The sequence below is a fragment of the Burkholderia sp. Ax-1720 genome, from assembly GCF_011753035.1.
GTDB lineage: Bacteria > Pseudomonadota > Gammaproteobacteria > Burkholderiales > Burkholderiaceae > Burkholderia > Burkholderia gladioli.
The window spans coordinates 36,242-57,167 of the sequence record NZ_VWWK01000033.1 but is presented as its reverse complement, the minus strand read 5'-3'; the positions used below and the strand labels follow the sequence as shown (position 1 = coordinate 57,167).

General features: G+C 59.0%; 22 protein-coding genes and 3 pseudogenes. 11 read left to right on the top strand and 14 right to left on the bottom strand.

Annotated features, from left to right (window positions below):
* From F3J18_RS13180 to F3J18_RS13165, 4 genes and pseudogenes are all read right to left on the bottom strand, one after another.
* Nucleotides 1-228 (bottom strand): annotated as a pseudogene (locus tag F3J18_RS13180) (alpha,alpha-trehalose-phosphate synthase); the annotation flags it as partial.
* Nucleotides 229-370: 142 nt separating this feature from the next.
* On the bottom strand, nucleotides 371-625 hold the full coding sequence (locus tag F3J18_RS13175; protein ID WP_166913064.1) for a hypothetical protein: 255 nt from the start codon (nucleotides 623-625) through the stop codon (nucleotides 371-373).
* Between the two features lie 114 nt (nucleotides 626-739).
* Nucleotides 740-1,159: an Hsp20/alpha crystallin family protein gene (locus F3J18_RS13170; RefSeq protein WP_166913063.1), complete on the bottom strand. Its 420-nt coding sequence runs from the start codon at nucleotides 1,157-1,159 to the stop codon at nucleotides 740-742.
* Nucleotides 1,160-1,217: 58 nt separating this feature from the next.
* Nucleotides 1,218-1,658 (bottom strand): Hsp20/alpha crystallin family protein, encoded by a 441-nt coding sequence (locus F3J18_RS13165; protein ID WP_166913062.1) that lies wholly within the window; start codon nucleotides 1,656-1,658, stop codon nucleotides 1,218-1,220.
* A gap of 207 nt (nucleotides 1,659-1,865) precedes the next feature.
* Here F3J18_RS13165 and F3J18_RS13160 point away from each other — a divergent pair, with 207 nt between their 5' ends.
* From F3J18_RS13160 to groL, 3 genes are all read left to right on the top strand, one after another.
* Nucleotides 1,866-2,501, top strand: a complete 636-nt coding sequence (locus tag F3J18_RS13160) for a diguanylate cyclase (RefSeq protein WP_166913061.1) — start codon at nucleotides 1,866-1,868, stop codon at nucleotides 2,499-2,501.
* Between the two features lie 174 nt (nucleotides 2,502-2,675).
* The gene (locus F3J18_RS13155; protein ID WP_166913060.1) at nucleotides 2,676-2,993 is read left to right on the top strand and encodes a co-chaperone GroES; all 318 of its coding nucleotides are present in this window, start codon (nucleotides 2,676-2,678) and stop codon (nucleotides 2,991-2,993) included.
* Between the two features lie 88 nt (nucleotides 2,994-3,081).
* Nucleotides 3,082-4,704 carry a chaperonin GroEL gene (groL, locus tag F3J18_RS13150; protein ID WP_166913059.1) on the top strand — a complete coding sequence of 541 codons (1,623 nt, stop codon included), beginning with the start codon at nucleotides 3,082-3,084 and terminating at the stop codon, nucleotides 4,702-4,704.
* Between the two features lie 1,111 nt (nucleotides 4,705-5,815).
* On the opposite strand, the gene F3J18_RS38150 is transcribed toward groL, so the two are convergent.
* Nucleotides 5,816-6,037: a hypothetical protein gene (locus F3J18_RS38150; RefSeq protein WP_240154482.1), complete on the bottom strand. Its 222-nt coding sequence runs from the start codon at nucleotides 6,035-6,037 to the stop codon at nucleotides 5,816-5,818.
* Between the two features lie 537 nt (nucleotides 6,038-6,574).
* On the opposite strand from F3J18_RS38150, the gene F3J18_RS13140 reads away from it, so the two are divergent.
* Together F3J18_RS13140 and F3J18_RS13135 are read left to right on the top strand one after the other, a co-directional pair.
* Nucleotides 6,575-6,919, top strand: coding sequence for a zinc ribbon domain-containing protein YjdM (locus tag F3J18_RS13140; protein WP_166913057.1), 345 nt, complete (start codon nucleotides 6,575-6,577; stop codon nucleotides 6,917-6,919).
* A gap of 32 nt (nucleotides 6,920-6,951) precedes the next feature.
* Nucleotides 6,952-7,782 carry a fused MFS/spermidine synthase gene (locus tag F3J18_RS13135; RefSeq protein ID WP_166913068.1) on the top strand — a complete coding sequence of 277 codons (831 nt, stop codon included), beginning with the start codon at nucleotides 6,952-6,954 and terminating at the stop codon, nucleotides 7,780-7,782.
* A 12-nt stretch (nucleotides 7,783-7,794) separates the two neighbouring features.
* Here the strand turns inward: F3J18_RS13135 and F3J18_RS13130 are convergent, their stop codons facing one another.
* On the bottom strand, nucleotides 7,795-7,992 hold the full coding sequence (locus F3J18_RS13130) for a CopG family transcriptional regulator (protein ID WP_166913056.1): 198 nt from the start codon (nucleotides 7,990-7,992) through the stop codon (nucleotides 7,795-7,797).
* Between the two features lie 170 nt (nucleotides 7,993-8,162).
* On the opposite strand from F3J18_RS13130, the gene F3J18_RS13125 reads away from it, so the two are divergent.
* Nucleotides 8,163-8,873 (top strand): YoaK family protein, encoded by a 711-nt coding sequence (locus tag F3J18_RS13125; RefSeq protein WP_166913055.1) that lies wholly within the window; start codon nucleotides 8,163-8,165, stop codon nucleotides 8,871-8,873.
* 572 nt (nucleotides 8,874-9,445) lie between these two features.
* On the opposite strand, the gene F3J18_RS13120 is transcribed toward F3J18_RS13125, so the two are convergent.
* The gene (locus tag F3J18_RS13120; protein WP_166913054.1) at nucleotides 9,446-9,730 is read right to left on the bottom strand and encodes a hypothetical protein; all 285 of its coding nucleotides are present in this window, start codon (nucleotides 9,728-9,730) and stop codon (nucleotides 9,446-9,448) included.
* A gap of 372 nt (nucleotides 9,731-10,102) precedes the next feature.
* A pseudogene (locus F3J18_RS13115) lies at nucleotides 10,103-10,798 on the bottom strand (IS3 family transposase); the annotation flags it as partial.
* A 529-nt stretch (nucleotides 10,799-11,327) separates the two neighbouring features.
* Here F3J18_RS13115 and F3J18_RS13110 point away from each other — a divergent pair.
* Nucleotides 11,328-11,831 (top strand): hypothetical protein, encoded by a 504-nt coding sequence (locus tag F3J18_RS13110; RefSeq protein WP_166913053.1) that lies wholly within the window; start codon nucleotides 11,328-11,330, stop codon nucleotides 11,829-11,831.
* 291 nt (nucleotides 11,832-12,122) lie between these two features.
* Nucleotides 12,123-12,344, top strand: a complete 222-nt coding sequence (locus tag F3J18_RS13105; RefSeq protein ID WP_166913052.1) for a hypothetical protein — start codon at nucleotides 12,123-12,125, stop codon at nucleotides 12,342-12,344.
* 21 nt (nucleotides 12,345-12,365) lie between these two features.
* On the opposite strand, the gene F3J18_RS13100 is transcribed toward F3J18_RS13105, so the two are convergent.
* Together F3J18_RS13100 and F3J18_RS38145 are read right to left on the bottom strand one after the other, a co-directional pair.
* Nucleotides 12,366-13,898, bottom strand: a complete 1,533-nt coding sequence (locus F3J18_RS13100; protein WP_166913067.1) for a PAS domain-containing sensor histidine kinase — start codon at nucleotides 13,896-13,898, stop codon at nucleotides 12,366-12,368.
* Nucleotides 13,899-14,330: 432 nt separating this feature from the next.
* The gene (locus F3J18_RS38145; protein WP_240154509.1) at nucleotides 14,331-14,687 is read right to left on the bottom strand and encodes a DDE-type integrase/transposase/recombinase; all 357 of its coding nucleotides are present in this window, start codon (nucleotides 14,685-14,687) and stop codon (nucleotides 14,331-14,333) included.
* Between F3J18_RS38145 and F3J18_RS38140 the strand changes: the two genes are divergently transcribed.
* Nucleotides 14,586-14,960, top strand: a complete 375-nt coding sequence (locus F3J18_RS38140; RefSeq protein ID WP_240154510.1) for a hypothetical protein — start codon at nucleotides 14,586-14,588, stop codon at nucleotides 14,958-14,960. The two genes, F3J18_RS38145 and F3J18_RS38140, sit on opposite strands and share 102 nt — an antisense overlap.
* Before the next feature lie 198 nt (nucleotides 14,961-15,158).
* Nucleotides 15,159-15,830 (top strand): hypothetical protein, encoded by a 672-nt coding sequence (locus F3J18_RS13085; protein ID WP_166913051.1) that lies wholly within the window; start codon nucleotides 15,159-15,161, stop codon nucleotides 15,828-15,830.
* Nucleotides 15,831-16,277: 447 nt separating this feature from the next.
* On the opposite strand, the gene F3J18_RS13080 is transcribed toward F3J18_RS13085, so the two are convergent.
* The 3 genes from F3J18_RS13080 to F3J18_RS13070 form a co-directional block, all read right to left on the bottom strand.
* A complete protein-coding gene (locus tag F3J18_RS13080; protein WP_166913050.1) occupies nucleotides 16,278-17,189 on the bottom strand; it encodes a LysR family transcriptional regulator in 912 nt (303 codons plus the stop codon).
* 293 nt (nucleotides 17,190-17,482) lie between these two features.
* Nucleotides 17,483-18,418 (bottom strand): threonine/serine dehydratase, encoded by a 936-nt coding sequence (locus F3J18_RS13075; RefSeq protein ID WP_166913049.1) that lies wholly within the window; start codon nucleotides 18,416-18,418, stop codon nucleotides 17,483-17,485.
* Entirely contained in the window at nucleotides 18,415-19,404 is a 990-nt protein-coding gene (locus F3J18_RS13070; RefSeq protein WP_205195422.1) for a nitrilase-related carbon-nitrogen hydrolase, read from the bottom strand. The genes F3J18_RS13075 and F3J18_RS13070 overlap by 4 nt, the downstream gene beginning before the upstream one ends.
* A gap of 115 nt (nucleotides 19,405-19,519) precedes the next feature.
* Between F3J18_RS13070 and F3J18_RS13065 the strand changes: the two genes are divergently transcribed.
* Entirely contained in the window at nucleotides 19,520-20,257 is a 738-nt protein-coding gene (locus F3J18_RS13065; RefSeq protein ID WP_166913048.1) for an IclR family transcriptional regulator, read from the top strand.
* Between the two features lie 54 nt (nucleotides 20,258-20,311).
* Here F3J18_RS13065 and F3J18_RS13060 read toward each other — a convergent pair.
* A pseudogene (locus F3J18_RS13060) lies at nucleotides 20,312-20,807 on the bottom strand (helix-turn-helix domain-containing protein); the annotation flags it as partial.
* Nucleotides 20,808-20,926 lie beyond the last annotated feature (119 nt).

Genomic DNA, 20,926 nt, shown 5'->3' with positions numbered 1-20,926 from the left:
GTAGTCGCGCTGCGAGAGGTCGATGGTGGCGAGTTCCATGTTGCCGTATTCGCGAACCTGCACCTCTTGGTTGCCGGGATCGCTGTCGGCCTCGGCGAGCTTGCCGCTCCAGCCGAACCAGATGCCGTCGCGCTGCTGCAGGCTGTCGTTGAGCGCGACGGCCAGCCCGCCAGGGGCGGAACTATCCGGGTCTGCTGTCCGGTTCGATACGACGATGAGACGACTCACGTATACCTCCTGCTTATCATTCCGTTGTTCATACTCTGCAAAGCAAAGAGTGGATTTTCGACTTTTCCTTGGAATGCCAGCGTGCCAAGCTGGCTGGTATCCCGATAATTCTTCCGTGGGGCACACGGACTGAGGAACGCTGTCAGTCAGACAGATAGCGGATCAGCAGGGCTGGGTCTGCAATATCTAGAATGATCTTGCGAAGGATGCGCCGCCGCATGTGATTGGCGTCAAGCGTCCAAGGACCGGTTGTTTCGTTTAGATGTCGGGTAAGCGACTCCTGCAGGCTGTGGCCGAGTGCTGGTGGCAAATCGAGACGAATGGCAAATAGCCCGGCGACAACGTCGTCGAGCTCAAGATCGAGTGACCTCGATTCGATTGTGAGGCTGAGTTTCATAATGCTTTCTCAAGAGCAGGAGAAACTGCCCGCGACGGAAATCTGATGCCGTCGCGGGAGTGACAAATGGCGAGACGGAGATCCGTACCTCACCCTACCTTTGGATGTTTTTCGTCATCCCGCGATGACTTCGATTCTCCGGGGTTTCGCTTCGTCGCGCCGCGGAATCGTAAGCTTCAGTACGCCATCGCGCAACTGCGCGTCGATACGCGTCACATCGAAATCTGAACTCAGCGCGAAGGCGCGCGCGTAATGAGGGTTGCGAATCTCTCCGTGATGGAGTCGCAAACCTGCCGGCATCGGGACAATCGCCTCTGCCTCGAGAGTCAGATTTCCGTCCTGCACGCGTATGTCTAGTTTGTCGCGCGGAACGCCAGGTAGGTCTGCGTACAGCGTGATGCCATGGCTGTCTTCGACGATGTCGACTACCGGTACGAGACGCGTGCGCGACTCATTAGTGCGCCCGTTATCCCCACTCTTGGGGGTATCCGTTGCTTCCTTTGTCGGGACGCTCAGCTCAGTGCTATTGCTCATAATATTCTCCATCAATTAATGAATGCGATGATCGTTGTCCTAAATTTTGACCATCTGATCACTGCACGGTAATCGCACGCGGTTTCGATGCTTCCGAGCGGACAATGCGGATCGTTAGGCATCCATTGACATAGCGGGCCTTCACGTTCGCCGGGTCTGCATGCGGCGGAAGTTCGATCACACGCCGGAATGCCCCCGCGAAGCGTTCCTGCGCGTAAACTTTCACGTCGTCGGCTGCTTCGCGCTCAGGCGCCTTGCGTTCACCACTGATCGTGAGCAACCCCTTGTCGATCGACACCTCGATCTGCGCGGGTTCGAGACCTGGGGCAAAGGCGACGATCTCGATCGAATCATCAGTGCTGCCGATGTTGACAGGCGGAAATAGTCCTGCACGCGTGGCACGCAGGCTAGCAGGGAAACTTGTGAGAACACCCGCGATCTGGCGTTGCAAGCGATCGAATTCGCCCAGCAGATCGGTGCTGAAAATAAAATCATTCATGGCTGGCTCCTTAGAAAAGGGCCTGCACGGAGGTCGAACAGGACCACGCGCTCCAGTTCACCTGTCCGCAGCAGGCCGCAGACTGACAAATCGAAACACGCAGCGCGCTGGCGAGGTGAGTCGCGCGACTGCCTAAGCGAAACCTAAAATAGTTCAGCGTCCGCAAATTTCAAGAGGTTGCGACGCACATTGTTAAAAGGAGGCTTCATGGATCTTCTCGATACCCTGCGCGAGCAGATGGATGCCGTGAAACTGCCGCTCTACGCGGTGACCGTCACTGCCGTGGCGCGGGTCAATACGCCGCTCGTCGCCATCCTGCACTGGCACGGTTTCCGGCGGGCAACCCCGCTCGTGCTGCCCGGCATCGACATCCCGCCCCGGCCGGTGCCGGGCTCCGCGATCCAGCTCGGCAAGCCGTGGCACAGCTTCGAGACGGTCGATGCCACCCTGCTCGATGCGGCCTGGCAGCTCGGCGCATGGGACGTCGAACGCATCGAGCGGCGCGCCTGCACGGTGATCGGCGCATCCGCCGCCGAGGCGCTCGCCTGCCGCCAGGCGTTCGGCGGCTATGACGACGGCGAGCCCGTGGACCGGCATCTTCTCGACGGCGCACCAGACCGGGAAGCACTCATGCAGCTCGCCGCGCGCCGGGGCTACCTGCGCTGGCTGTTCCGCCCGGTCAAGGGCGGACTCTGGCAGACGCTGGACGAACCGGACGACACGCTCGACGCCGACGGCGGCCGCCCGCTGCCCTGCCCGGTACCACCCAGACCGCACCGGCCTGGCGTATCGGGCCGCACCGTCTACCGGCTGGGCGCCGTCCGGCGCATCCTGCTGCGCTGAAATATTTTGTTACACATTCGCTGTGTCGTGACCTCTTGAAGCACACGCGACGCGCCTCTATTTCGCTTTCCGCCAGACATTGGCACGGCCCGCGCGCCGGAGCGGCAACGCCCCGTTGTCGCTCCGGCGCGCGGCCGGGTTCCCTTTTGGTGATCTATCGTTCAGGAGATGGAAATGCAGATTCGTCCCCTCTATGACCGGGTTATCGTCAAGCGAATCGAACAGCAGCGCACGACGGCATCCGGCATCGTCATCCCCGACTCCGCCGCGGAAAAGCCCGAACAGGGCGAAGTCGTCGCGGTCGGCAATGGCCGGCTGCTACAGGACGGCACGCAGCGCCCGCTCCAGCTGAAAGTCGGTGACCAGGTGATCTTCGGCAAATATGCCGGCCAGACCGTCAAGGTCGACGGCGAGGAACTGCTCGTCATGCGCGAGGAAGACGTGATGGGCGTGCTCGAAGCCGATCAGACCATCGCCCGCGAGGCCGCTTGATACCCGAACCGGTCGCGGACATCCTCTCTCCCATTTCGACTGGCTGTTCGCGACGCGTTGAGTCAACGACTTTTCCCGGAGCAAGAACATGAGTGCAAAAGACGTCAAATTCCATGACAGCGCCCGCGCCCGCATCGTCAAGGGCGTCAACGTGCTGGCCGATGCCGTCAAGGTGACGCTCGGCCCGAAGGGCCGCAACGTGCTGATTGAGCGCAGCTTCGGCGCGCCGGTCATCACGAAAGACGGCGTGTCCGTCGCGAAGGAAATCGAGCTGAAGGACCGCTTCGAGAACATGGGGGCGCAGGTGGTCAAGCAGGTCGCGTCGAAAACCGCCGACGTGGCGGGCGACGGCACCACCACCGCCACCGTGCTCGCCCAGGCGATTGTGCAGGAAGGCATGAAGCACGTCGCTGCCGGCATGAACCCGATGGACCTGAAGCGCGGCATCGACAAGGCCGTGGCCGCCGTGCTTGACGAACTGCGCAAGCTGTCGAAGCCAATCTCGACCAACAGGGAAATCGCGCAGGTCGGTTCGATCTCGGCGAATTCGGACGAGTCGATCGGCAAGATCATTGCCGATGCGATGGAAAAGGTCGGCAAAGAAGGCGTGATCACGGTCGAGGACGGCAAGTCGCTGGAGAACGAACTCGACGTCGTCGAGGGCATGCAGTTCGACCGCGGCTATCTGAGCCCGTACTTCATCAACGACCCGGAAAAGCAGGCCGCTTACCTCGACGACGCGCTGATCCTGCTGCACGACAAGAAGATCTCGGCGATCCGCGATCTGCTGCCGATCCTCGAAGCGGCCGCGAAGGCGGGCAAGCCGCTGCTGATCGTCGCCGAGGACATCGAAGGCGAAGCGCTCGCGACGCTCGTGGTCAACGCGATGCGCGGTATCCTGAAGGTCGTCGCGGTCAAGGCGCCGGGCTTCGGCGACCGCCGCAAGGCGATGCTCGAGGATATCGCGACCCTCACCGGTGCCACCGTGATCTCGGAGGAAACCGGCAAGCAGCTCGACAAAGCGACGCTTGAAGACCTCGGCAGCGCGAAGCGCGTCGAAGTGCGCAAGGAAGACACCATCATCATCGACGGTGCGGGCGACGCGAAGCGTATCGAGGCGCGCGTCAAGCAGATTCGCGTGCAGATCGACGAGGCGACCTCCGACTACGACCGTGAAAAGCTGCAGGAACGCGTCGCGAAACTCGCGGGCGGAGTCGCGGTGATCAAGGTCGGCGCGGCCACCGAAGTCGAGATGAAGGAGAAGAAGGACCGCGTCGACGACGCACTGCACGCGACGCGCGCGGCTGTCGAGGAAGGCATTGTGCCGGGCGGCGGCGTCGCACTGCTGCGCGCCCGCGCCGGCGTGACGAACCTGAAGGGCCTCAACGCCGACCAGGACGCAGGCATCCAGATCGTGCTGCGCGCGCTGGAAGCACCGCTGCGCGTGATTGCGTCGAATGCCGGCGACGAGCCGTCGGTCGTGATCGCGAAGGTGCGCGATGGCAAGGGCAACTTCGGCTACAACGCGGCCACCGGCGAATATGGCGATCTGGTCGAAACCGGCGTCGTCGACCCGACCAAGGTCACGCGCACGGCACTGCAGAACGCCGCGTCCATCGCCGGGCTGATCCTCACGACGGACGCGACCGTGGCGGAAGTACCTAAGAAGGAGGAGGCGGGACCAGCACCCTCGGGTGAATTCGAGTACTGAACGTTATTGCCGCTGGGAGCCTGGCGGAATGTCGGCGCTGCTGGCCGTTCTGGTCGGCAGCGCTTTTTTATTATTCTGAGGGCGCTGCCGCATCAAAGGTAAGTATTGGAAGAATGTGTCGTTGCTTTGACTGCATGTATTTAGATTTGTGCATCGCGCGGACCTGCATTTGAGTGATACCCTGTTAGGGGGGTAACGTGCCGCAACCCAATAAGATGTATGCGAATCGGACTGCGCGCTAGGTGGGAAGTGGTCAAGGGATTAAAATTTTGGCTTTATTGTTGAAATTTATGTTGTTAATAGTGGGGGTTCTAGAAGAATTTTAATTTCAGCGAGCGACTCATTCATCAATTTACAGGTGTGAAATGTGGTCATTATTCAAACGATGGAGGGTGGCTCGTGAACCGACGCCTGAGCGTGTTGCCGCAGCTGAGTTGCGTCGCGCTCGACAACAACTGCTCGCGGCGCAGTTGCGTTTGCAGGATGCTGAATTCGGCCGTCGTCTATGGCGTCAACGTCTTATATGGTTGTTGCAACTGGCTGCTTTTCGACATTCCGATGGCACTCAGATAGTTCGCGAAAGCAAGGATGATGTCCCTGTAGATCCGTCGGATAATGTTTGATCGAGTCGAGAGGCATCATATGGAGAGGATCCCACAGCGAAAGTAAAATTCTATGTCTCTGGGTCACTCAGGTAGTGAAGAGTTAAGTGTCGTTAGAAGTTAAACCCCTTCCGTCGACGACCTCTTGTTGATAACCGGTGGTGTTTATTTGGAAGGGTGTTTTATGGGGCGCGAGATTAATGCTTTCTTAATTATTTACTCCGGAATTTCATTTGTTATTGTGTCCCTGTTTTTGTCTAAGTGGCGTGCGGCAGTGGTTGTTATGGTGTTGGCTCTAATCGCGGCTGCTGGATTTTGGATAATTGGCTAAATTAATTGTCTTAATGTCGGTAGATTTTTATATCGAGATGGCATATGTGTTGTTGAGGCATGGGGCCGTTGAGGTGAGGTTGGGTTGTTGTTATTCGATTTTTTTGGTGTGACATCAATATTCGCAGGGATGTTGGTGTGAGGCGCATGCTGGTGCGGAAATATTATAAAAATAAACTTTATTTTTTGCTTTTAAGAAATGCACGACCGATTGGTGTAATTGTGGGGTGGTGGCGACTGCTCCCTGAATGAGAAATGAATCCCGCGTCGAGAAGTTCGTGTGTTACAGACCAGCCAAGCGGAGGCGTATTCCGTCCGTAGCGAATTTCAGCGAGACGTTCAAGCGCCAAAATCGCTGATGATGATAAGGAAATCGGATAATTATTTTGCATGTTTTTCATAAATTAAAATAGATGGAATTGGTAGTCGTTGCCATTGTTGTTGAATTGGTTGTTCGGAGGCAGAGTGGCTGCCACTTTATTGAGTTGGTTGTAGGATGCGTAGCATACTTTGCATAGCTGCTTCCTCATCCGGCCCGGTAATGAGCAATTGAACGTGTGTGCCCGCACGACCGAATAACTCTAAGGGCGAGATCATCGTTTTTACATGGATTGTATGTTCATGATCTATTAGGACGATTTCACTATGGAATTGCTTGGCGGTGCTGACGAGGTCGGCAGCCTGCGCAGCCGTCTCAGTGCGATCCAGACCAGTCCGTATCCTGACTTCTATGCACATTGCCATCACCTCTCTCCTGCGTGAATTCGATCAGTCCGAGTTTTCACATCTGGCCTCCTCAAGCGGCGGAGAGGAGGCGGGCCTGCAGAAGCAAGTTGAAAGTATCATACCATGTGTATTGTATTATAATGAAATGTACATGATTCGGTCGCTGCCGCTGCGGGATGGGGGCGGCGCACAATTGACCTAGAGGAGGCCACATGTCTGTCTTGTCCGTTTGCCCTCGTTGCGCAAAGAGCAACGTCTATCCTGACGGCGCACTCATCGTTTGCGCTGACTGTGGTCACGAATGGACCCTGCGAGCAGGGCTCGATGATGGCGAGGATGAGGACGACTTGGTCATCAAGGACGTCAACGGAAGCACCTTGAAGTCTGGCGACTCGGTGGTACTCATCAAGGATTTGCGAGTTAAGGGTTCGTCGATCACGCTGAAGATGGGGACGAAGGTCAAGAGTATCCGCCTCGTCGATGGCGATCATGAGGTCGATTGCCGGACGGATAGTGGCAATTTCATGTTGAAGGCATGCTATCTCCGGAAGGTCTGATGACTTGTCCTGCAAGGGAGCGAATGACGGCGATGGATTGGAGATCGCGAGAGGCGCTGGTCGACTTCTTTAGTACACCATCGATAAGCTGTGAGCAGCCGTTCATTCTTGAAACGAGGGGTATTGTTTCTCTACATTTTGATCACTTTGCGACGCAGAGTCTGATGTCGAAGCGGAAGCCAGACCAGCTGATGCTCGACTATACGAGAACGATGATGGGTTTTTTGCTCCTTGTGCCCGACCCAGCGCAGATAACGATGATCGGCCTGGGTGGCGGCTCTCTGGCTAAGTATTGCCATCGGCATCTACCGGGCGCCTCTATTATTGCAGTCGAAATTAGCCCTGAGGTCATCGCGTTGCGCGATGCTTTTCAGATTCCAGTCGACGGTCCCCGCTTCGAGGTCGTCTGTATGGACGGCGCAGAATACATCTCTCGCGAGAAGGCCGCAGCCGACGTGATTTTGCTCGATGCGTTTGCCGCGCAAGGTGTACCGGACCAGTGCGCTAGCGAAGCGTTTTTCGCAGCATGTCGGCAGAGATTGAGTCGCGGAGGTCTGCTGGTTGCGAATTTCGTCGATGACGACCCAGCTTTACGAGCATATCTCGAGCGCATAGACGCGGTCTTCGGTGCATCACGCGCGGTGCTGACATCGACAGACGGCGGCAATTTTCTGGTGTTTGCATGGAATGGCTTGACGCCCCTGCCGTCCGGGACGGTTCTGCGTGAGCGAGCCAAGCGGTTCTTGTTTTCGGAAGATTTGGGACTGCATGCTTTAGCCGCTAGGCTAAAGAAGGGGCAGTCCTTCAATCTTTCTCAGCTTTGTTGGGTCAAACAAGCGCGCCAGCGGTGGTGCATTGCCTGAACACTTCGCGACCTACTTGTCGTGACGAGGCGAGCGCTCGCTGGCAACTTGCTTTGTGTTGTACGTCACGCCGTGCTGCGCCAGATAGTCGCGAATGAGCTGCCGAACAACCTGGGATGGCGTTAGATCTTTCTCTGCACACAGCATTTCAAACGCCTCTTTTTTGGCGGGATCGATCAAGACGGTCAACCGTGCGGTCTTCGTTTCCATAGTGTAGATGAAATGGTTTTATGGTAATTTTATTATAATCTAATGTGTGTGAATTTGCTCTCGGAATCTGTGTCGCCATGTACCTGGAGTCAGACTGGGGAGCGGTGGCGGCATGACCTCGATCCGGCGTTTCCCCCTGCCGGTTTTTGCATCAACGCAGATGGAACATCATGCTCCTACATCAGGGTGCCGAACGGTCTCAGTCGCTGGATCTTCGCTTGGGTTGCAGTCTGGCTTTGGTTGCCGGGGCGCTGAATTCAGCGGGCTTCTATTCGTTGGGTTTCTTCGCTTCCAATATGACTGGAAACGTGTCGACGGGGGCTGACAAGCTTGCTCTTGGCGACTTGCTTAGCGGGGCGATCTATTTGCTTTTGCCGATCGCATTCATCGCTGGTGCGGCATTGGCCGCCTTCGTCATTGAGCTTGGGTTGAGACGCGGCATTTCGCGTATTTTCGCGCTATGTATTTTGAGCGAAGCAGTGTTGTTGTTCGGGTTGGGTCTGATCGAACTATTTGCACATCGCGGTGGCATACAGTTGGTGCTCGGACTGAGTATTCTGATGGGATTTCAGAATGCCGTGGTTACTCGGATCTCCAACTGGCGGGTTAGGACGACGCATGTGTCGGGGATGTCGACGGATATTGGCGTAGGACTTGGGACGCTTGTAGCGCAGCGCATGGATGGACATGTCGAGCCGGCTAACCTAACGGTAATCAATAATCTCAAGCTGCACGGCACTACCGTCTTGACGTTTTGTGTCGGTGGTGTACTCGGTGTGTTTGCTTACAAATTATTGGGTGGCGTACTGTTGTTGATCGCCGCGATCGTTCTTGCGCTGGTTGCGGGCAAGAGTGTGCGGCGTGTCGGTGGGAAAAGGTAGCGTCAAGGGCGATTCTTTTCACATCACATCGGGTATCTGATGCAGTAAGTTCCGTGAGCGCTCGCACCTAAGCGCCATCGCGAAGATGATTTCCAGGACATTGACCAGGCCTGGGAGCACGTCGCTTCGATCGAATCGGAAGCGTTGGCGTCCGGTTCCAGATTTGGCTCGTCGAAACCAATGGGTATCGGCGGAGCCGGGTTCTGGGGATCTCCGCCATGCCTTGCATGGCGGATGCTGCTATCGACCACAGCCTCATGCCGCCTCTGCCCGGATTATCGCGATGGTTTGTGCGATTGCGAGATTGACCTTTAGTGAAAGCCTGTTGTCACACTGAGTTGGTTAGAAAATTACTTCGATTACAGTTAGCCGGGCGTTCCTCTCTAGGCTTTATGCTGACCCTAATTTGCATCAAATACCGGCGACATCCGAATCGCAGAACCTCTCCGCGGCAGCCAGGGCGGGCGATTTGCTTTGGCTAAAACCGCGCATAGGGTTCCCGTGATGTTGTGACGTTTGCGGAGTCGGTTTGCGCCCAATTTGCGTGCTTAGGGCAGTGCAGTCGGTAATGGCTACAATTTCGAGCTACGGTCAATCATCCCTGATCGCGGCTGGGTCAATGCCTGGAGCCGATTCATGGCGGCGTCATAGTCACGAAGCGCAGTTGGTGAGGGGTTTTTCGTCGAAGCCTCGCAGGCAAGATGAGACCACAAGAGAAACGCGCCCAGTGCGACGTCTTCGTACAGTGCTTTACGCGATGGATGTGATGCCTGGTCTGCGCGGCGCATGTATTGATGGATGACACGCTCGGTTTCCACCGTTAAAACCTCTAGGCTCAGGGTTATTTCAAGGGACATGATGGTTTTCCGATGATGAGGGAGAACGCGTATTCGGTCGCAATTATTGGACCTTCCTACCGACCAAAATTGGGGAGTGAGATTCGAGCGTTGTCCGAACCACTAGGCCAGCATGCGGGTAATTAGGGGTGGATGCGCTGGTCTGTCTATCGTTCAAACTGCTAACTCCTATCATTTCGAGAGGACAAGCCCGAGTCGGCGCTGCTGGTTATCCTATGACGCAGGTGCCCGTAGGTCGTGACGCAGAACTTTATAAGAAGTCCGTCGGCGCTGGGCCCGCCACTTTTGTCCATCTACGTATACCAAGGAATTCCGATGACCGAAACGTTCCACGGTAATCCCCCCGTTTTCCACGGGGTTCAGAAGTAGAAACTAAGCGGCCATGGCCCGCCGCTGCTTTGGCGTAAATCCACCCAGGGCCATATGCGGGCGATCCTGATTGTAAGTCCACATCCAATCGGTGGCGAAGCGCTGCACGTGGTCCAAGTCTTCCCAGTGGTACTGCGACAGCCATTCGTAGCGCACGGTTCGGTTGAATCGTTCGACATACGCATTCTGCTGCGGCTTGCCCGGCTGGATGTAATCGAGCCTGATGTCATACTGTCGAGCTAATTCGATGATCGCTGCGCTCAGGTACTCGGGCCCGTTGTCGCACCGAATCGCTTTGGGCCTGCCACGCCAACCGATGATCTGCCGCAGCGCACGGATCACGCGTTCCGATGGCAATGAGAAGTCGATCTCGATGCCGAGCGCCTCGCGGTTGAAGTCGTCGATCACGTTGAACAGCCGGATGCTGCGTCCATCGGCCAGTTGGTCGTGCATGAAGTCCATCGACCAGACCTCGTTGACGGCGCACGGTATCGCTAGCGGCTCCGGTACCTGCCTGACCAGCCGTTTACGTGGCTTGATCCGCAGGTTCAGCTCCAACTCGCGATAGATCCGGTACACCCGCTTGTGATTCCAGCCGAAGCTCTTCACGTTGCGCAGATACAGGAAGCACAGTCCGAAGCCCCAGTTCCGGTGGTTGTCCGTCAAACGCAGCAGCCAGTTCGCAATCTCGTCGTTCTCGGCGCTGCGCCTGACTTCCCCCCATTAGTCGTCTTCCTCTCAAGTTTCAACTGATGCGAAAGTCGCCAGGCGTGTCAAGGCAGCGGTAAACATCGTTGAGTTTTTCTGTTTCATAGGAACAGAAAAACTCGGTTTATATTTTATTTTTCGAGATATATCATTTTATCCATCGGATGGGTGAGCGATATTTGTAATCTCCTCTAAAAGTCTAATGTTTGTTAATTATTGAGTTGCCTGGACGGTGGTATGTCGATTTTTTTGCGGCCAAGCAATCAGATTGATGTATCTGCTCGCAAAGCAGTTATATCGAAATCGTCATTGCTGAAATTTATCTCGGAATCAAAGGTGGGTAGGGGAATAAAGTCGGGTGGTGTTTTGCATTATTGAAATAATAGTTGGCTCTTGTCTGGTGTTTTTGGGTGGTATTTTTGATTAATTGAGGTGTAAATTTTTGTGGGTTAATTGGTTGTTGTTGTGGGTGCCGCCAAGGCGGCGTTGATATTTAGTTGGTTTCTTTAAGAGAAACATCATGGTTCATCCCATTTCGCCGCTTGGCGTGGTTCATACTGTGATCGGCCTGGTTCCGATTGTTGCTGCCCTCTACGGCTTTGTCCGTTATCGTAAGATCGACCCGGAGATGCCTTCCGGCAAGATTTATTTGATTGGTACGGTGCTCTCAGTCATTACGTCGTTCGGAGTGTCGAGTACCGGTGGGCTGAACGCGGGGCATGCATTTGGCGTCGTAGTTCTTCTGGTGGCTTTTGCGGGCGCGCTTGCCCATAAATTGAGATTTATGGGATCGCTTCGATCGTACCTGTCTGTTTTCGGGCTTTCCTTCAGTTTCCTCCTTTCTCTGGTTCCTGCCACAAACGAAACTCTAACCCGACTGCCACCCTCGCACCCGCTGGCTGCTGCTCCTTTGAGTCCGTTGGTAATGCATGTATTAATTACTTGGGTCGGGATTTTTATTGTGGGATTTTCTGTGCAGTGTTGGTTGGTTTATTCTGGAAATAGGGGTGTGTCGCGCATATGAAAAATCGATAAGGTTTGCCGCTAATTCTTACGATGTCGGCATGTGCAACACGCCGCGCGATGTTATCGTTCCGAGCGTTGTTGCACACGTGATCATGCAGTGCAGCGCAGCATGCTCCTCGATTCAAACGATGGATGGCGTAGTTGCCGGTTCGGCCGGCAAGGTGCGAACCCCGGCCGCAGCCCGCCGGGGCTGGGCGCGAAGCACGAGCGCTCCGCGAAGGGCCGTGGTGCGGGCATGAACGATGCCTCCCCGTCCTGGGCGATCCGGTCCATTCACTCGGGAGGAAACATGTACGACGCCGCATCGCAGCCGCCGGCAAGGCAGGACTGCGCGACGAACAGCACCAATACCACCGGCACCTCCGGCACCCCTGGCGCGAGCCGCGCCAGGCGGCAGCCCGCGGCGGCCGCGCCGCGTGTCTGGCGGATCCGCTACAGCGGCACGGTCGAGCTCGAGACCGGGCGGATCGCGCGCAGCGAGCACCGCATCGAATTCGACCAGGAAGCCTGAGCTGAGGCGGCGTCCGCCGCCTCAGGTTCTCAGCGCCTTGGCGAGGTCCGCCAGCCGGTAGGGCTTGTAGAGGAAGGTGAATTCGCCGAGCGCGCCGTATTCCTGTCGCAGGGCCGCGAGCGGATACCCCGAGGTCAGGATCACCTTGAGCCCGGGATGCCGATCGCGCGCCAGCTTGGCCAGTTCCGCGCCGTTCATGCCGTGCGGCATGGTGATGTCGGTGAACAGCACGTCGATGTCGTCGCGGCGCGCCAGGATCGCGGCGGCCTCGTCGGCGCTGGCGGCGGCCACGACCTCGTAGCCGATGCTGCGGAACAGCTCGACGGCGACATCCAGCAGGTCGGTCTCGTCCTCCACCAGCAGCACCGTCTCCACGTCGGACCCGACGGCCCGCGGCGCCGCCTCGGCCGGCTCGACCGCGGGCAGGAACAGCTCGATGGTGGTGCCCGCGCCTTCGGTGCTGTGGATAACCACATCGCCGCCCGATTGCGTGATGAAGCCATACACCTGGCTCAGGCCGAGCCCGGTGCCCTGGCCGGCGGGCTTGGTGGTGAAGAACGGCTCGAAGGCCTGGGCCAGCGTGCCGGGCGACATGCCGATGCCGGTATCCGAGATCGAGATCCGCGCGTAGCGACCCGCGTCCAGCACGGTGGTGAGCGGCACGTCGGTCTCGACCAGGGCGGCGCTGATCTTCACGGTGCCGCCCTCGGGCATCGCGTCGACGGCGTTCACCACCAGGTTCAGCAGGGCGGCCTCGAAGCGGGGCGCGTCCACCAGGGCCGCCAGCGGCTCGGGCGGCAGCGCCAGCCGGAACTGGGCGGGCTGGCCGGCGCGCACGCGCGCCAGCATCGGCTCGAAGCGCCGGACCAGGGTGCCCAGGTCGTGCACCTCGGGCTTGAGCGGCTGCTGCCGCGCGAAGGACAGCAATTGCTGGGTGAGCGTGACGCCGCGATCGATCGCGCGGCGCATGCCGTCGATCAGCCGCATGTCGACGTGCTCGCGCGACTGCGTGGCCAGCACGTGCGTGCTGCCGGAGAGGATCGCCAGCAGGTTGTTGAAATCGTGTGCGATGCCGCCCGTGAGCCGGCCGATCGCCTCCATCTTCTGCGCCTGGAACAGCGCCGCGTTGGCACGCTCCAGCTCGGCCGCGATTTGGCGGCGCTCGGTGTTGTCGCGCGTGACCTTGGCGAAGCCGGCCAGCTCGCCGTGCTCGTCGCGGATCGCGTCCACCACCACGTGCGCCCAGAAGCGGCTGCCGTCCTTCCTGAGCCGCCAGCCCTCCCGTTCGGCCCGGCCTTCGCGCGCCGCCGTGGCGAGGATCGATTCGGGCAGGCGGCCCGCGCGGTCCTCGGGCGTGTAGAAGCAGGAGAAGTGGCGGCCGAGGATCTCCTCGCGCGTGTAGCCCTTGATGCGCTGCGCGCCCATGTTCCAGCTGGTGACGATGCCGGCCGGCGAGAGCGTGAAGATCGCGTAGTCGGTCACGCCCTGCACGAGGAAGCGGAACTGCTCGGCGTCGTCGCGTGCCTTGCGCGGGTCCTGCTCGTGCTTGTCCATCTGGGTTCCCTGGTCGGTGGCGGGCAAGGCGGCGCCGGACACGATCGCCGACGTCGTTTCGGTCTGGAAAATGAACATTGTAGGTGCCTGAAATCACGCTGCGTAGCATGGTTTTCGCGATGGTTTTCGAGCAGGGCGGCGGGTTTCGCGGTGGGTACGGCGTATGCGGGCCCAAGGAAGCCGTCCGTCGAACCCAGGGGCGGACCAACCTGACGAGGCCAGCATGAAACCGGCAATCCACGTGATGGCGGCAGCGGCGGTCGGCGCCGCCGCGATGTACTTCCTCGATCCGACCGCCGGGCGCCGGCGGCGCGCCTCCCTGCTGCGCGGCGGGCCCCTGCTCGATCCGGCCGGGCCGGGCCTCGCGGCCGGCGCGGGCGTGTCGGGCCCGGCAGGTCCAGCGGGGCGCGACGAGGCGGGGGCCGATGCGGGTTACGACGCGCCGGCCGTCGACGAATCGCTGATCGCCGAGGGCGTGCACGAGCTAATTGGGCGGCTCGGCGGCGATCCGCGCGAGGTCGAGGCGGTGGTCGAGCACGGCCGGGTGCGGCTGGTCGGCCGGGGCGATCCATTTCCTGTAGAGCTAAATCGACACGGAGACCACGCTGCCTGTCGGTGCGCCGCGAGAAAAAGCGACGTTTCTGTGCTCGACCGCACCTGCGGCCGCATCATCGCGCGCGGGCCGCCATGACGCTTGGGCAGCTTGGTCGCCGCGGCATCGCGCCGGCGTTGCACCAGGACATCCAGCACGGCGCTGTGCTGATCCACGGCCCGCCACAGCCAGTGCATTTTGCTGCGGATCGTTACCACCGCCTTGTCGAGATGCCACTTGTCGCCTCGCGCTCGTGCCGTTGCGCGAATACGCCGGGCAATGACCAGGCCGAATTTCGCCGCCTAGCAGCGGGCCGTTTCGTACGTGAACACGATGCCGCGGACCGTCAGCATTTCCTCGACCATCCGCAAGTTCAGCGGGAACCGGTAATAGAGCTACACCGCGTATCCGATCACGTTGGGTGGAAAGCGATGGCCCTTGAACGAGATCGGCGATTCAACAGCGGCTGAGCGGCAAGATCGGATTTCTTCATGCCCCACGATACAAGCCATCCACGCAACAACCTGACAGTACCTCCGCGATGGAATAAACCGGCGCACCGGGCCGTTCTCCTCATGAATCGACCGACAAGGTCCGTGGGCCGCGATATCCGCGGCGCCCATTCAACCCGGGCGTTCGACACCGAGCGGCCCCGAGCGGAGGTGGCGATGGCCAACACATTCACAGAGAACTGGGACCCGAAGCGCGGCGACATCATCTACGGCGTGGACGAGGATCGCACCAAGTATCGGGGCAGGATGCCCGCCAGCTCAAACGGCAGCTGGTTTCTGATGGATCAGTTCAACAACAACCTGCTGCCAGGCGCGAAGCAGTTCGGCAAGACGGGGTATCCGAAGAACCCCGACATCGAGACCGTCACGCAGGGTAAGGTCGCCGGCAGCAAGAACCCCGCCGCCGCAGACTACCTGAAGTACCAGAAGGTGGCGGCCCACAGTGCGCTCGATCTTTCGCAGCTCGACAAGCGCTACGATGGCAAGGAACCGGCGGATGCCGACCCGCGCTATTCGCTGATGATCCGGCGCGCCTGCAAGCATGGCATCGAGTTCGTGCTGCGCGAGGAGGCCCAGTCGCATCTGCACTTCGTGCTCGACTCACTGGCCGCCGACAATTTCCAGAAGGTGCAGCTGAAGGTGATCGAGTACGGCTACACCTCCTACACTTACTCGGAACTGCGCTATGTGTACCGCAACTGGGATAAGTTCAGCGCGACTGGGCGGATCCACTTCTATCAAAACTACGCGGAAGTGCCGGCGCCGTGGACCGTCAATGCCTGGCATCTGCAGAATCAAGCGAATCCGGCCAAGCGCACCGCCACCTGATGCGCGGGGGCGTGTCGAAGGCGGTACGAGAGGGGCGCCACGATGGATTACGAGTCGCTCGCGCTGCCAATTATAGGCCAGCGGAGTCTAGCATTCCCTGGGAAGTCCAGTCGCCCCCTTGAGCAGCACGACGCCTCAGGCTCCGATCAAATGGTCAGGAGAGTGGCCGCGGAGAGACGATCCACCGAGGCGCAGATCAATGACTTCTTGCGCGAGGCGGGGACAGGCTCGCCGGTCGAGGAGTTTCTCCGTCAGCATGGCGTGTCCGAGGCAAGTTGCCATGCCGTGGCGCAGCGAGTTCGGCGACTGCGGGTTACCGAACGCCACGCGGCCGGCCAAACCCACGGATCATCGCCACATTGCGACGTTTAACGGACCATGCTCGGGACATTCGCGCGCGATTTGATCCGGAACTGCCCGGAGGATCACGCATGCGACGAAAACGGTTCAGCCGTTCGGGCCAATCCTCGACGCCATCCCAAGTGCAATTTCTTGTGCCATCGCGGCCAAGGCCTTGGACAACGCCCCGTCGTCATGCGCGACCCGCACGTGGGTCTGAGGCAGTTTGGGCAACCCAGCTTCCGGGGGGGCGGGCAACATGTCTGCGTTCGACATGGAGGCGGGCAGTGCCGCGATGGCCAAATCCGCGCGTACAGCGGTTGCCTGTCCTGCAATCGAATCGCTGCTATAGGCAATTCGATATGCTCGATCGCCCACGTCCAGAGCATCCAGGGCGACTTCGCGCCATGCACAACCATTCGAAGCCACTACCACCGGTAAGGGGTCGAGAGAGGGCGCTCGTCCTCCACGCGCCATGAGCCAGACCAAGGGCTCGGACCAGACTTTCCGTGATGGTATGGCTGGCGGGCGAACGTCGTTGAAAAACGCTATATTGCTGCGCCCTTTCGCGAAGCCATTCATCACGCTTGAGCCGGCGCCAAGTTGCACATCGATGCGAATACGCGGATAGCGCTCCGCCATTTGAAGCAGCAATTCAGGCACGAACGCCGCGCTGAGGTCATGAGACGCTGCAAGCACCAAACTCCCCTGCAGGGGCGATTGACAGAAAAGCGCCAAGGCTTCGTCATTACGCGCTAACAGGTCCCTCGCATGTTGCAACAGTAAACTGCCATGCTCGGTCAGCGACACTCGGCGGGCGTTCCGTTCGAGCAGACGATACCCGAGCAATGCTTCGAGTTTGGCGATCTGCAAGCTGACGGCGGAAGGCGAGAGGTTGACTCGTGACGCGGCGCGCCGAAACGAGCCGGTTTCCTGGATCGCCACAAAGCTACGCAGCGCTTCTAGGCTCAGGGTCCGACTCGAGGATGGCAAGGCTGTCGTTGAGCTTTCCTGTTTCATGGGTAAAGTAGATTTCGTGTTTTGACCTTACGCCATGTCATGTCGCCCATCGTATGGATCGACGATGCCTTGCGTCTACTTGTCGAGATCCAATGCGCGGTCCATATGGATCACTACCATCTGAGCTCACATCGATCGACCTGCTCGTCTTGGCATGGCGTTAAGTCGGGCGAACACCACGCAGTTTGCTGCTCGAACCCCGGGAAAATCATCGACGTTGTTTGATCGTCAAACGCCTCTTCATGATATGAATGCGGCGCGGAATCAGCGCCTCGGCAGCCGGATTCATAAAATCACGACGCTCGAACGAAGGATTCTGGATCGGCGTTGCCTCCGCATATGACCACGGCGATCTTCTCTCCGGATGAATGAACGTACGCACCCGAGGCAAGAGCCGCGAAAGCGGTCGCTCCCCCAGGCTCCGAAGCGAGCCTCAGCCTGTCCCACAAGATCCTTTGGGCGTCTCGTATCTGCTCATCCGAGACCAGAACGGATTCGCTCACGGCAGGTAGAAGCACGGAAAAGGGAACGTTGCCGATGCGCCTGCACCCGAGCGAATCCGCAGCAATCCCGCCGGTCTGGACGTCGACGGGTGCACCGGCCTGCCGCGCCTGATGAAAAGTGGGGCATTGCATCGGCTCGACAGCGACGACCTTGACGCGCCCGGCAAGGTAGGCAGCGATCCCGGCAATGAATCCGCCGCCACCAACGGATACAAGCACCGTGTCGACATCGGGCAGCTGTGCTTCCATTTCGATGGCAATCGTGCCCTGCCCCGCCACCGTTGCGGGATGATCAAACGCGTGGACGGCCAGCGCGCCCGACTCAGCGGCCCGAGCTTCACTAGCCGCAAGCGCCTCGACATACGAGTTCCCGGCCACGACAACGTTCGCGCCAAGGCTCGTCAGCACGTTCCGCTTGAGCTCGGTGACAAGGGTGGGCACATAGATCTCGGCATGAGCGCCCAGCTTCCGTGCCGCATAGGCGACGGCGATACCATGATTTCCTCCAGACGCTGCGATGACGCCAGCCGGCGGAATCGGCTCGCCGAGCAGGCGATTGAAGGCACCTCGGGGTTTGAATGAGCCCGTAACCTGAAGCGACTCGAGCTTCAAGTACGTTTCCCCGGGATCTGCGAACCAACCCGGCTCCAACCGAATAGTAGGTGTCCTACGAATGTATGGCTCGATTCGATGCGCAGCCAAACGAATATCGTCTTTCGTGATCATTGAAGCGGACCCTCGCGCGGCGTTTCTGGCTGGTGGATGGCGGGAACGACGGTCACGGGCGTCTGCCGGCGCTCATCGACTGTCAGACGAAACACATCGGGCCGACTGTAGTGGCCGGTTACGTCGAAATCAAACTTGCCGCGCGCTATGTTCCGCAAATCAATTTCAGCGGTGAGAATGACTTCCTCGCCGAACGCCGGCCCCGCGAGGATTTGCCCGAAGGGATCGACAATGCAACTTCCGCCGTTCTGGACCACGGCTTCAGGATCGTTGCCAAGCAGGCTCGTGTAGGTATCCGGGAAATCGCTTCTGCGGAGAAACTGGTTGCTAGCAAGGACATAGCAGCGCCCTTCGATCGCGATGTGCTGCATCGACGCGACCCACGTCGGCCGGGAATCGGCGGTCGGCGCGCAGTAAAGCTGGATTCCCTTGGCATACATGGCGGTGCGCATCATCGGCATGTAGTTTTCCCAACAGATGACAGCACCAAGTTTTCCCAGCGGCGTGTCCAGGACGGGCATCGTCGAACCGTCACCATAACCCCAGATCATGCGCTCGGCACCGGTGGGCATCAGCTTGCGGTGCTTGCCCAGGAACGCTCCGGTCGCACTGAAAAACAGGACGCAGCAGTAAAGGGTGCCTGCGTCGCGCTCGATCACGCCGATCACCATATGAACGCCGTGACGCCCGGCAATGGCGGCAAGTTCATCCACGCACGGCCCCGGAACATCGATTGCCGCCTCCCAATACTGGCGGTACGCGTCCCTGCCCTCGTCGCTACGACCGCCAACATACGATCCAAACACATGCCCCTTCGGATAACCACCGACGAATGCTTCCGGAAACACGACGAGACGGGCCTTTCGAGACGCAGCGGACGCGACCAGATCGTTGACTTTCGCCAACGTTCGGCGCTGGTCGAAAGGAATGGGGGTTCCCTGAATGACGGAAGCGATCCACGGCGCCTCCACGTTCAATTCTTTCATCGCCGATCCTTGTGTATCTATAGTGAACATGAGAGAATCAATTTCGAACATCATAGCGGCTTGCCCAGCACGGAGCAAGCGCTGCGCATTCGTCTACGTTTAGCGAGGAGAGGGGATGAGTAAAATCGCGACGGTCAATAGCGTCGAGCACGCCATTCGTCTTCTGGAGTTGATGGCGGAGTCGCCAAACGTCCTCAGCGTCAGTCAGATGGCGCAGTCCCTCGCCCTGCCGCGAGCAACCATTTATCGATTGCTCAGGACCTTGATGCAATGTGGATGGGTTATTCAGGACGATAAGGTCTACCGGCTCAGCCTGCGCTTGGCTGGACTATTCCGCGATGTCGGTGACGGCGCCGGCGCGGCGCTGGCTGAGCGGCTGACGCCCTTATTGCATCAGTTGGTCAGTGAAACCGGAGAGACGGCTCATTTCGCGGCGCTCGACGGCGATAGCGTCGTCTATCTTGCAAAAGTCGACTCTGCTCATCCGATTCGGATGTTCTCGCGAGTTGGTTGGCGCGGCCCGCTCCATGCAACCGGTGCGGGCAAGATCCTGCTTGCCTGGACAGACGGGAGCTTGTTCTCACGAGTTTGCGAGCGTGAGTTGGAGCGATTCACGCCCAATACGATCGTCGATAAAGATCGACTCCAAAAGGAACTGGCGAAGATTCGCAAGCAAGGGTATGCACTGGATGCCGAGGAATTGATCGATGGTCTGACCTGTGTAGCGGTGCCGGTGATGGACGGCGAGCAAATTCGTGGTGCGATATCGATAGCCGGCCCGACGGCCCGACTGACGGATTTCAAAGCATTTGCCGATATTTTGAAGGCTGCACTTGGGACAACGTTGACCTGAACGGGCCTGTCAGAATTTTCGTGTGATTGGACCGGCCCCCGACGAACCAGATCCAGTGCATTGCGGAGCCCGGTCCCCGAACCACGCGTGCTCGCTGCCGTCGATCTGGATCAGTTCACCCAGACACGCTCGACGATTGCGGGGCTGGTAGACCTTGGCAGGACGATCCCTCCGAGGAATCCATAGACCCGCGGTCATCATCAGCACGCGAACCGTCTCGACTGCCAGACCGATGCCGTGACATTCCCGAAGCTTCTCGCAAGCCAGCGTCGGGCCGAAATCCGCATAGCGTTCGCGAATAATGGCCAGCGAACGTCGCGCCACGCCATCGGCCGACTGATGGTTGCCCGGGCGCCCACGCTTGCCCGAAACCAGTCCCAGCAACGCCTGCGGCCTGATAGCGCCGCACGAGGCGTTCAACCTGACGCACGTTCAACGCGAGCCGATCCGCTGCCTGACCTGGCTTCAGACGCCGCTCGCAAACAGCCTGTACCACCTTCAACCGGTCCAGCTCGGTCATCGACATGGTGATCGTCCCAGTTGCGTTCATGGCCAGCGCTCCTCAAGCAATGCTGGCCGCCAGCCTGAACCCGCAAACACGACATTTCAACTTAGCGGAAACACGACATTTCTATAAAGCTACTACAAAGAAAATATCGATCATTGTAT

Coding starts and splice junctions, on each gene's coding strand:
- F3J18_RS13175 (WP_166913064.1), bottom strand. CDS start 625: ATGAAACTCAGCCTCACAATCGAATCGAGGTCACTCGATCTTGAGCTC.
- F3J18_RS13170 (WP_166913063.1), bottom strand. CDS start 1,159: ATGAGCAATAGCACTGAGCTGAGCGTCCCGACAAAGGAAGCAACGGAT.
- F3J18_RS13165 (WP_166913062.1), bottom strand. CDS start 1,658: ATGAATGATTTTATTTTCAGCACCGATCTGCTGGGCGAATTCGATCGC.
- F3J18_RS13160 (WP_166913061.1), top strand. CDS start 1,866: ATGGATCTTCTCGATACCCTGCGCGAGCAGATGGATGCCGTGAAACTG.
- F3J18_RS13155 (WP_166913060.1), top strand. CDS start 2,676: ATGCAGATTCGTCCCCTCTATGACCGGGTTATCGTCAAGCGAATCGAA.
- groL (WP_166913059.1), top strand. CDS start 3,082: ATGAGTGCAAAAGACGTCAAATTCCATGACAGCGCCCGCGCCCGCATC.
- F3J18_RS38150 (WP_240154482.1), bottom strand. CDS start 6,037: ATGAAAAACATGCAAAATAATTATCCGATTTCCTTATCATCATCAGCG.
- F3J18_RS13140 (WP_166913057.1), top strand. CDS start 6,575: ATGTCTGTCTTGTCCGTTTGCCCTCGTTGCGCAAAGAGCAACGTCTAT.
- F3J18_RS13135 (WP_166913068.1), top strand. CDS start 6,952: ATGGATTGGAGATCGCGAGAGGCGCTGGTCGACTTCTTTAGTACACCA.
- F3J18_RS13130 (WP_166913056.1), bottom strand. CDS start 7,992: ATGGAAACGAAGACCGCACGGTTGACCGTCTTGATCGATCCCGCCAAA.
- F3J18_RS13125 (WP_166913055.1), top strand. CDS start 8,163: ATGCTCCTACATCAGGGTGCCGAACGGTCTCAGTCGCTGGATCTTCGC.
- F3J18_RS13120 (WP_166913054.1), bottom strand. CDS start 9,730: ATGTCCCTTGAAATAACCCTGAGCCTAGAGGTTTTAACGGTGGAAACC.
- F3J18_RS13110 (WP_166913053.1), top strand. CDS start 11,328: ATGGTTCATCCCATTTCGCCGCTTGGCGTGGTTCATACTGTGATCGGC.
- F3J18_RS13105 (WP_166913052.1), top strand. CDS start 12,123: ATGTACGACGCCGCATCGCAGCCGCCGGCAAGGCAGGACTGCGCGACG.
- F3J18_RS13100 (WP_166913067.1), bottom strand. CDS start 13,898: ATGGACAAGCACGAGCAGGACCCGCGCAAGGCACGCGACGACGCCGAG.
- F3J18_RS38140 (WP_240154510.1), top strand. CDS start 14,586: ATGACGCTTGGGCAGCTTGGTCGCCGCGGCATCGCGCCGGCGTTGCAC.
- F3J18_RS38145 (WP_240154509.1), bottom strand. CDS start 14,687: ATGCACTGGCTGTGGCGGGCCGTGGATCAGCACAGCGCCGTGCTGGAT.
- F3J18_RS13085 (WP_166913051.1), top strand. CDS start 15,159: ATGGCCAACACATTCACAGAGAACTGGGACCCGAAGCGCGGCGACATC.
- F3J18_RS13080 (WP_166913050.1), bottom strand. CDS start 17,189: ATGAAACAGGAAAGCTCAACGACAGCCTTGCCATCCTCGAGTCGGACC.
- F3J18_RS13075 (WP_166913049.1), bottom strand. CDS start 18,418: ATGATCACGAAAGACGATATTCGTTTGGCTGCGCATCGAATCGAGCCA.
- F3J18_RS13070 (WP_205195422.1), bottom strand. CDS start 19,404: ATGAAAGAATTGAACGTGGAGGCGCCGTGGATCGCTTCCGTCATTCAG.
- F3J18_RS13065 (WP_166913048.1), top strand. CDS start 19,520: ATGAGTAAAATCGCGACGGTCAATAGCGTCGAGCACGCCATTCGTCTT.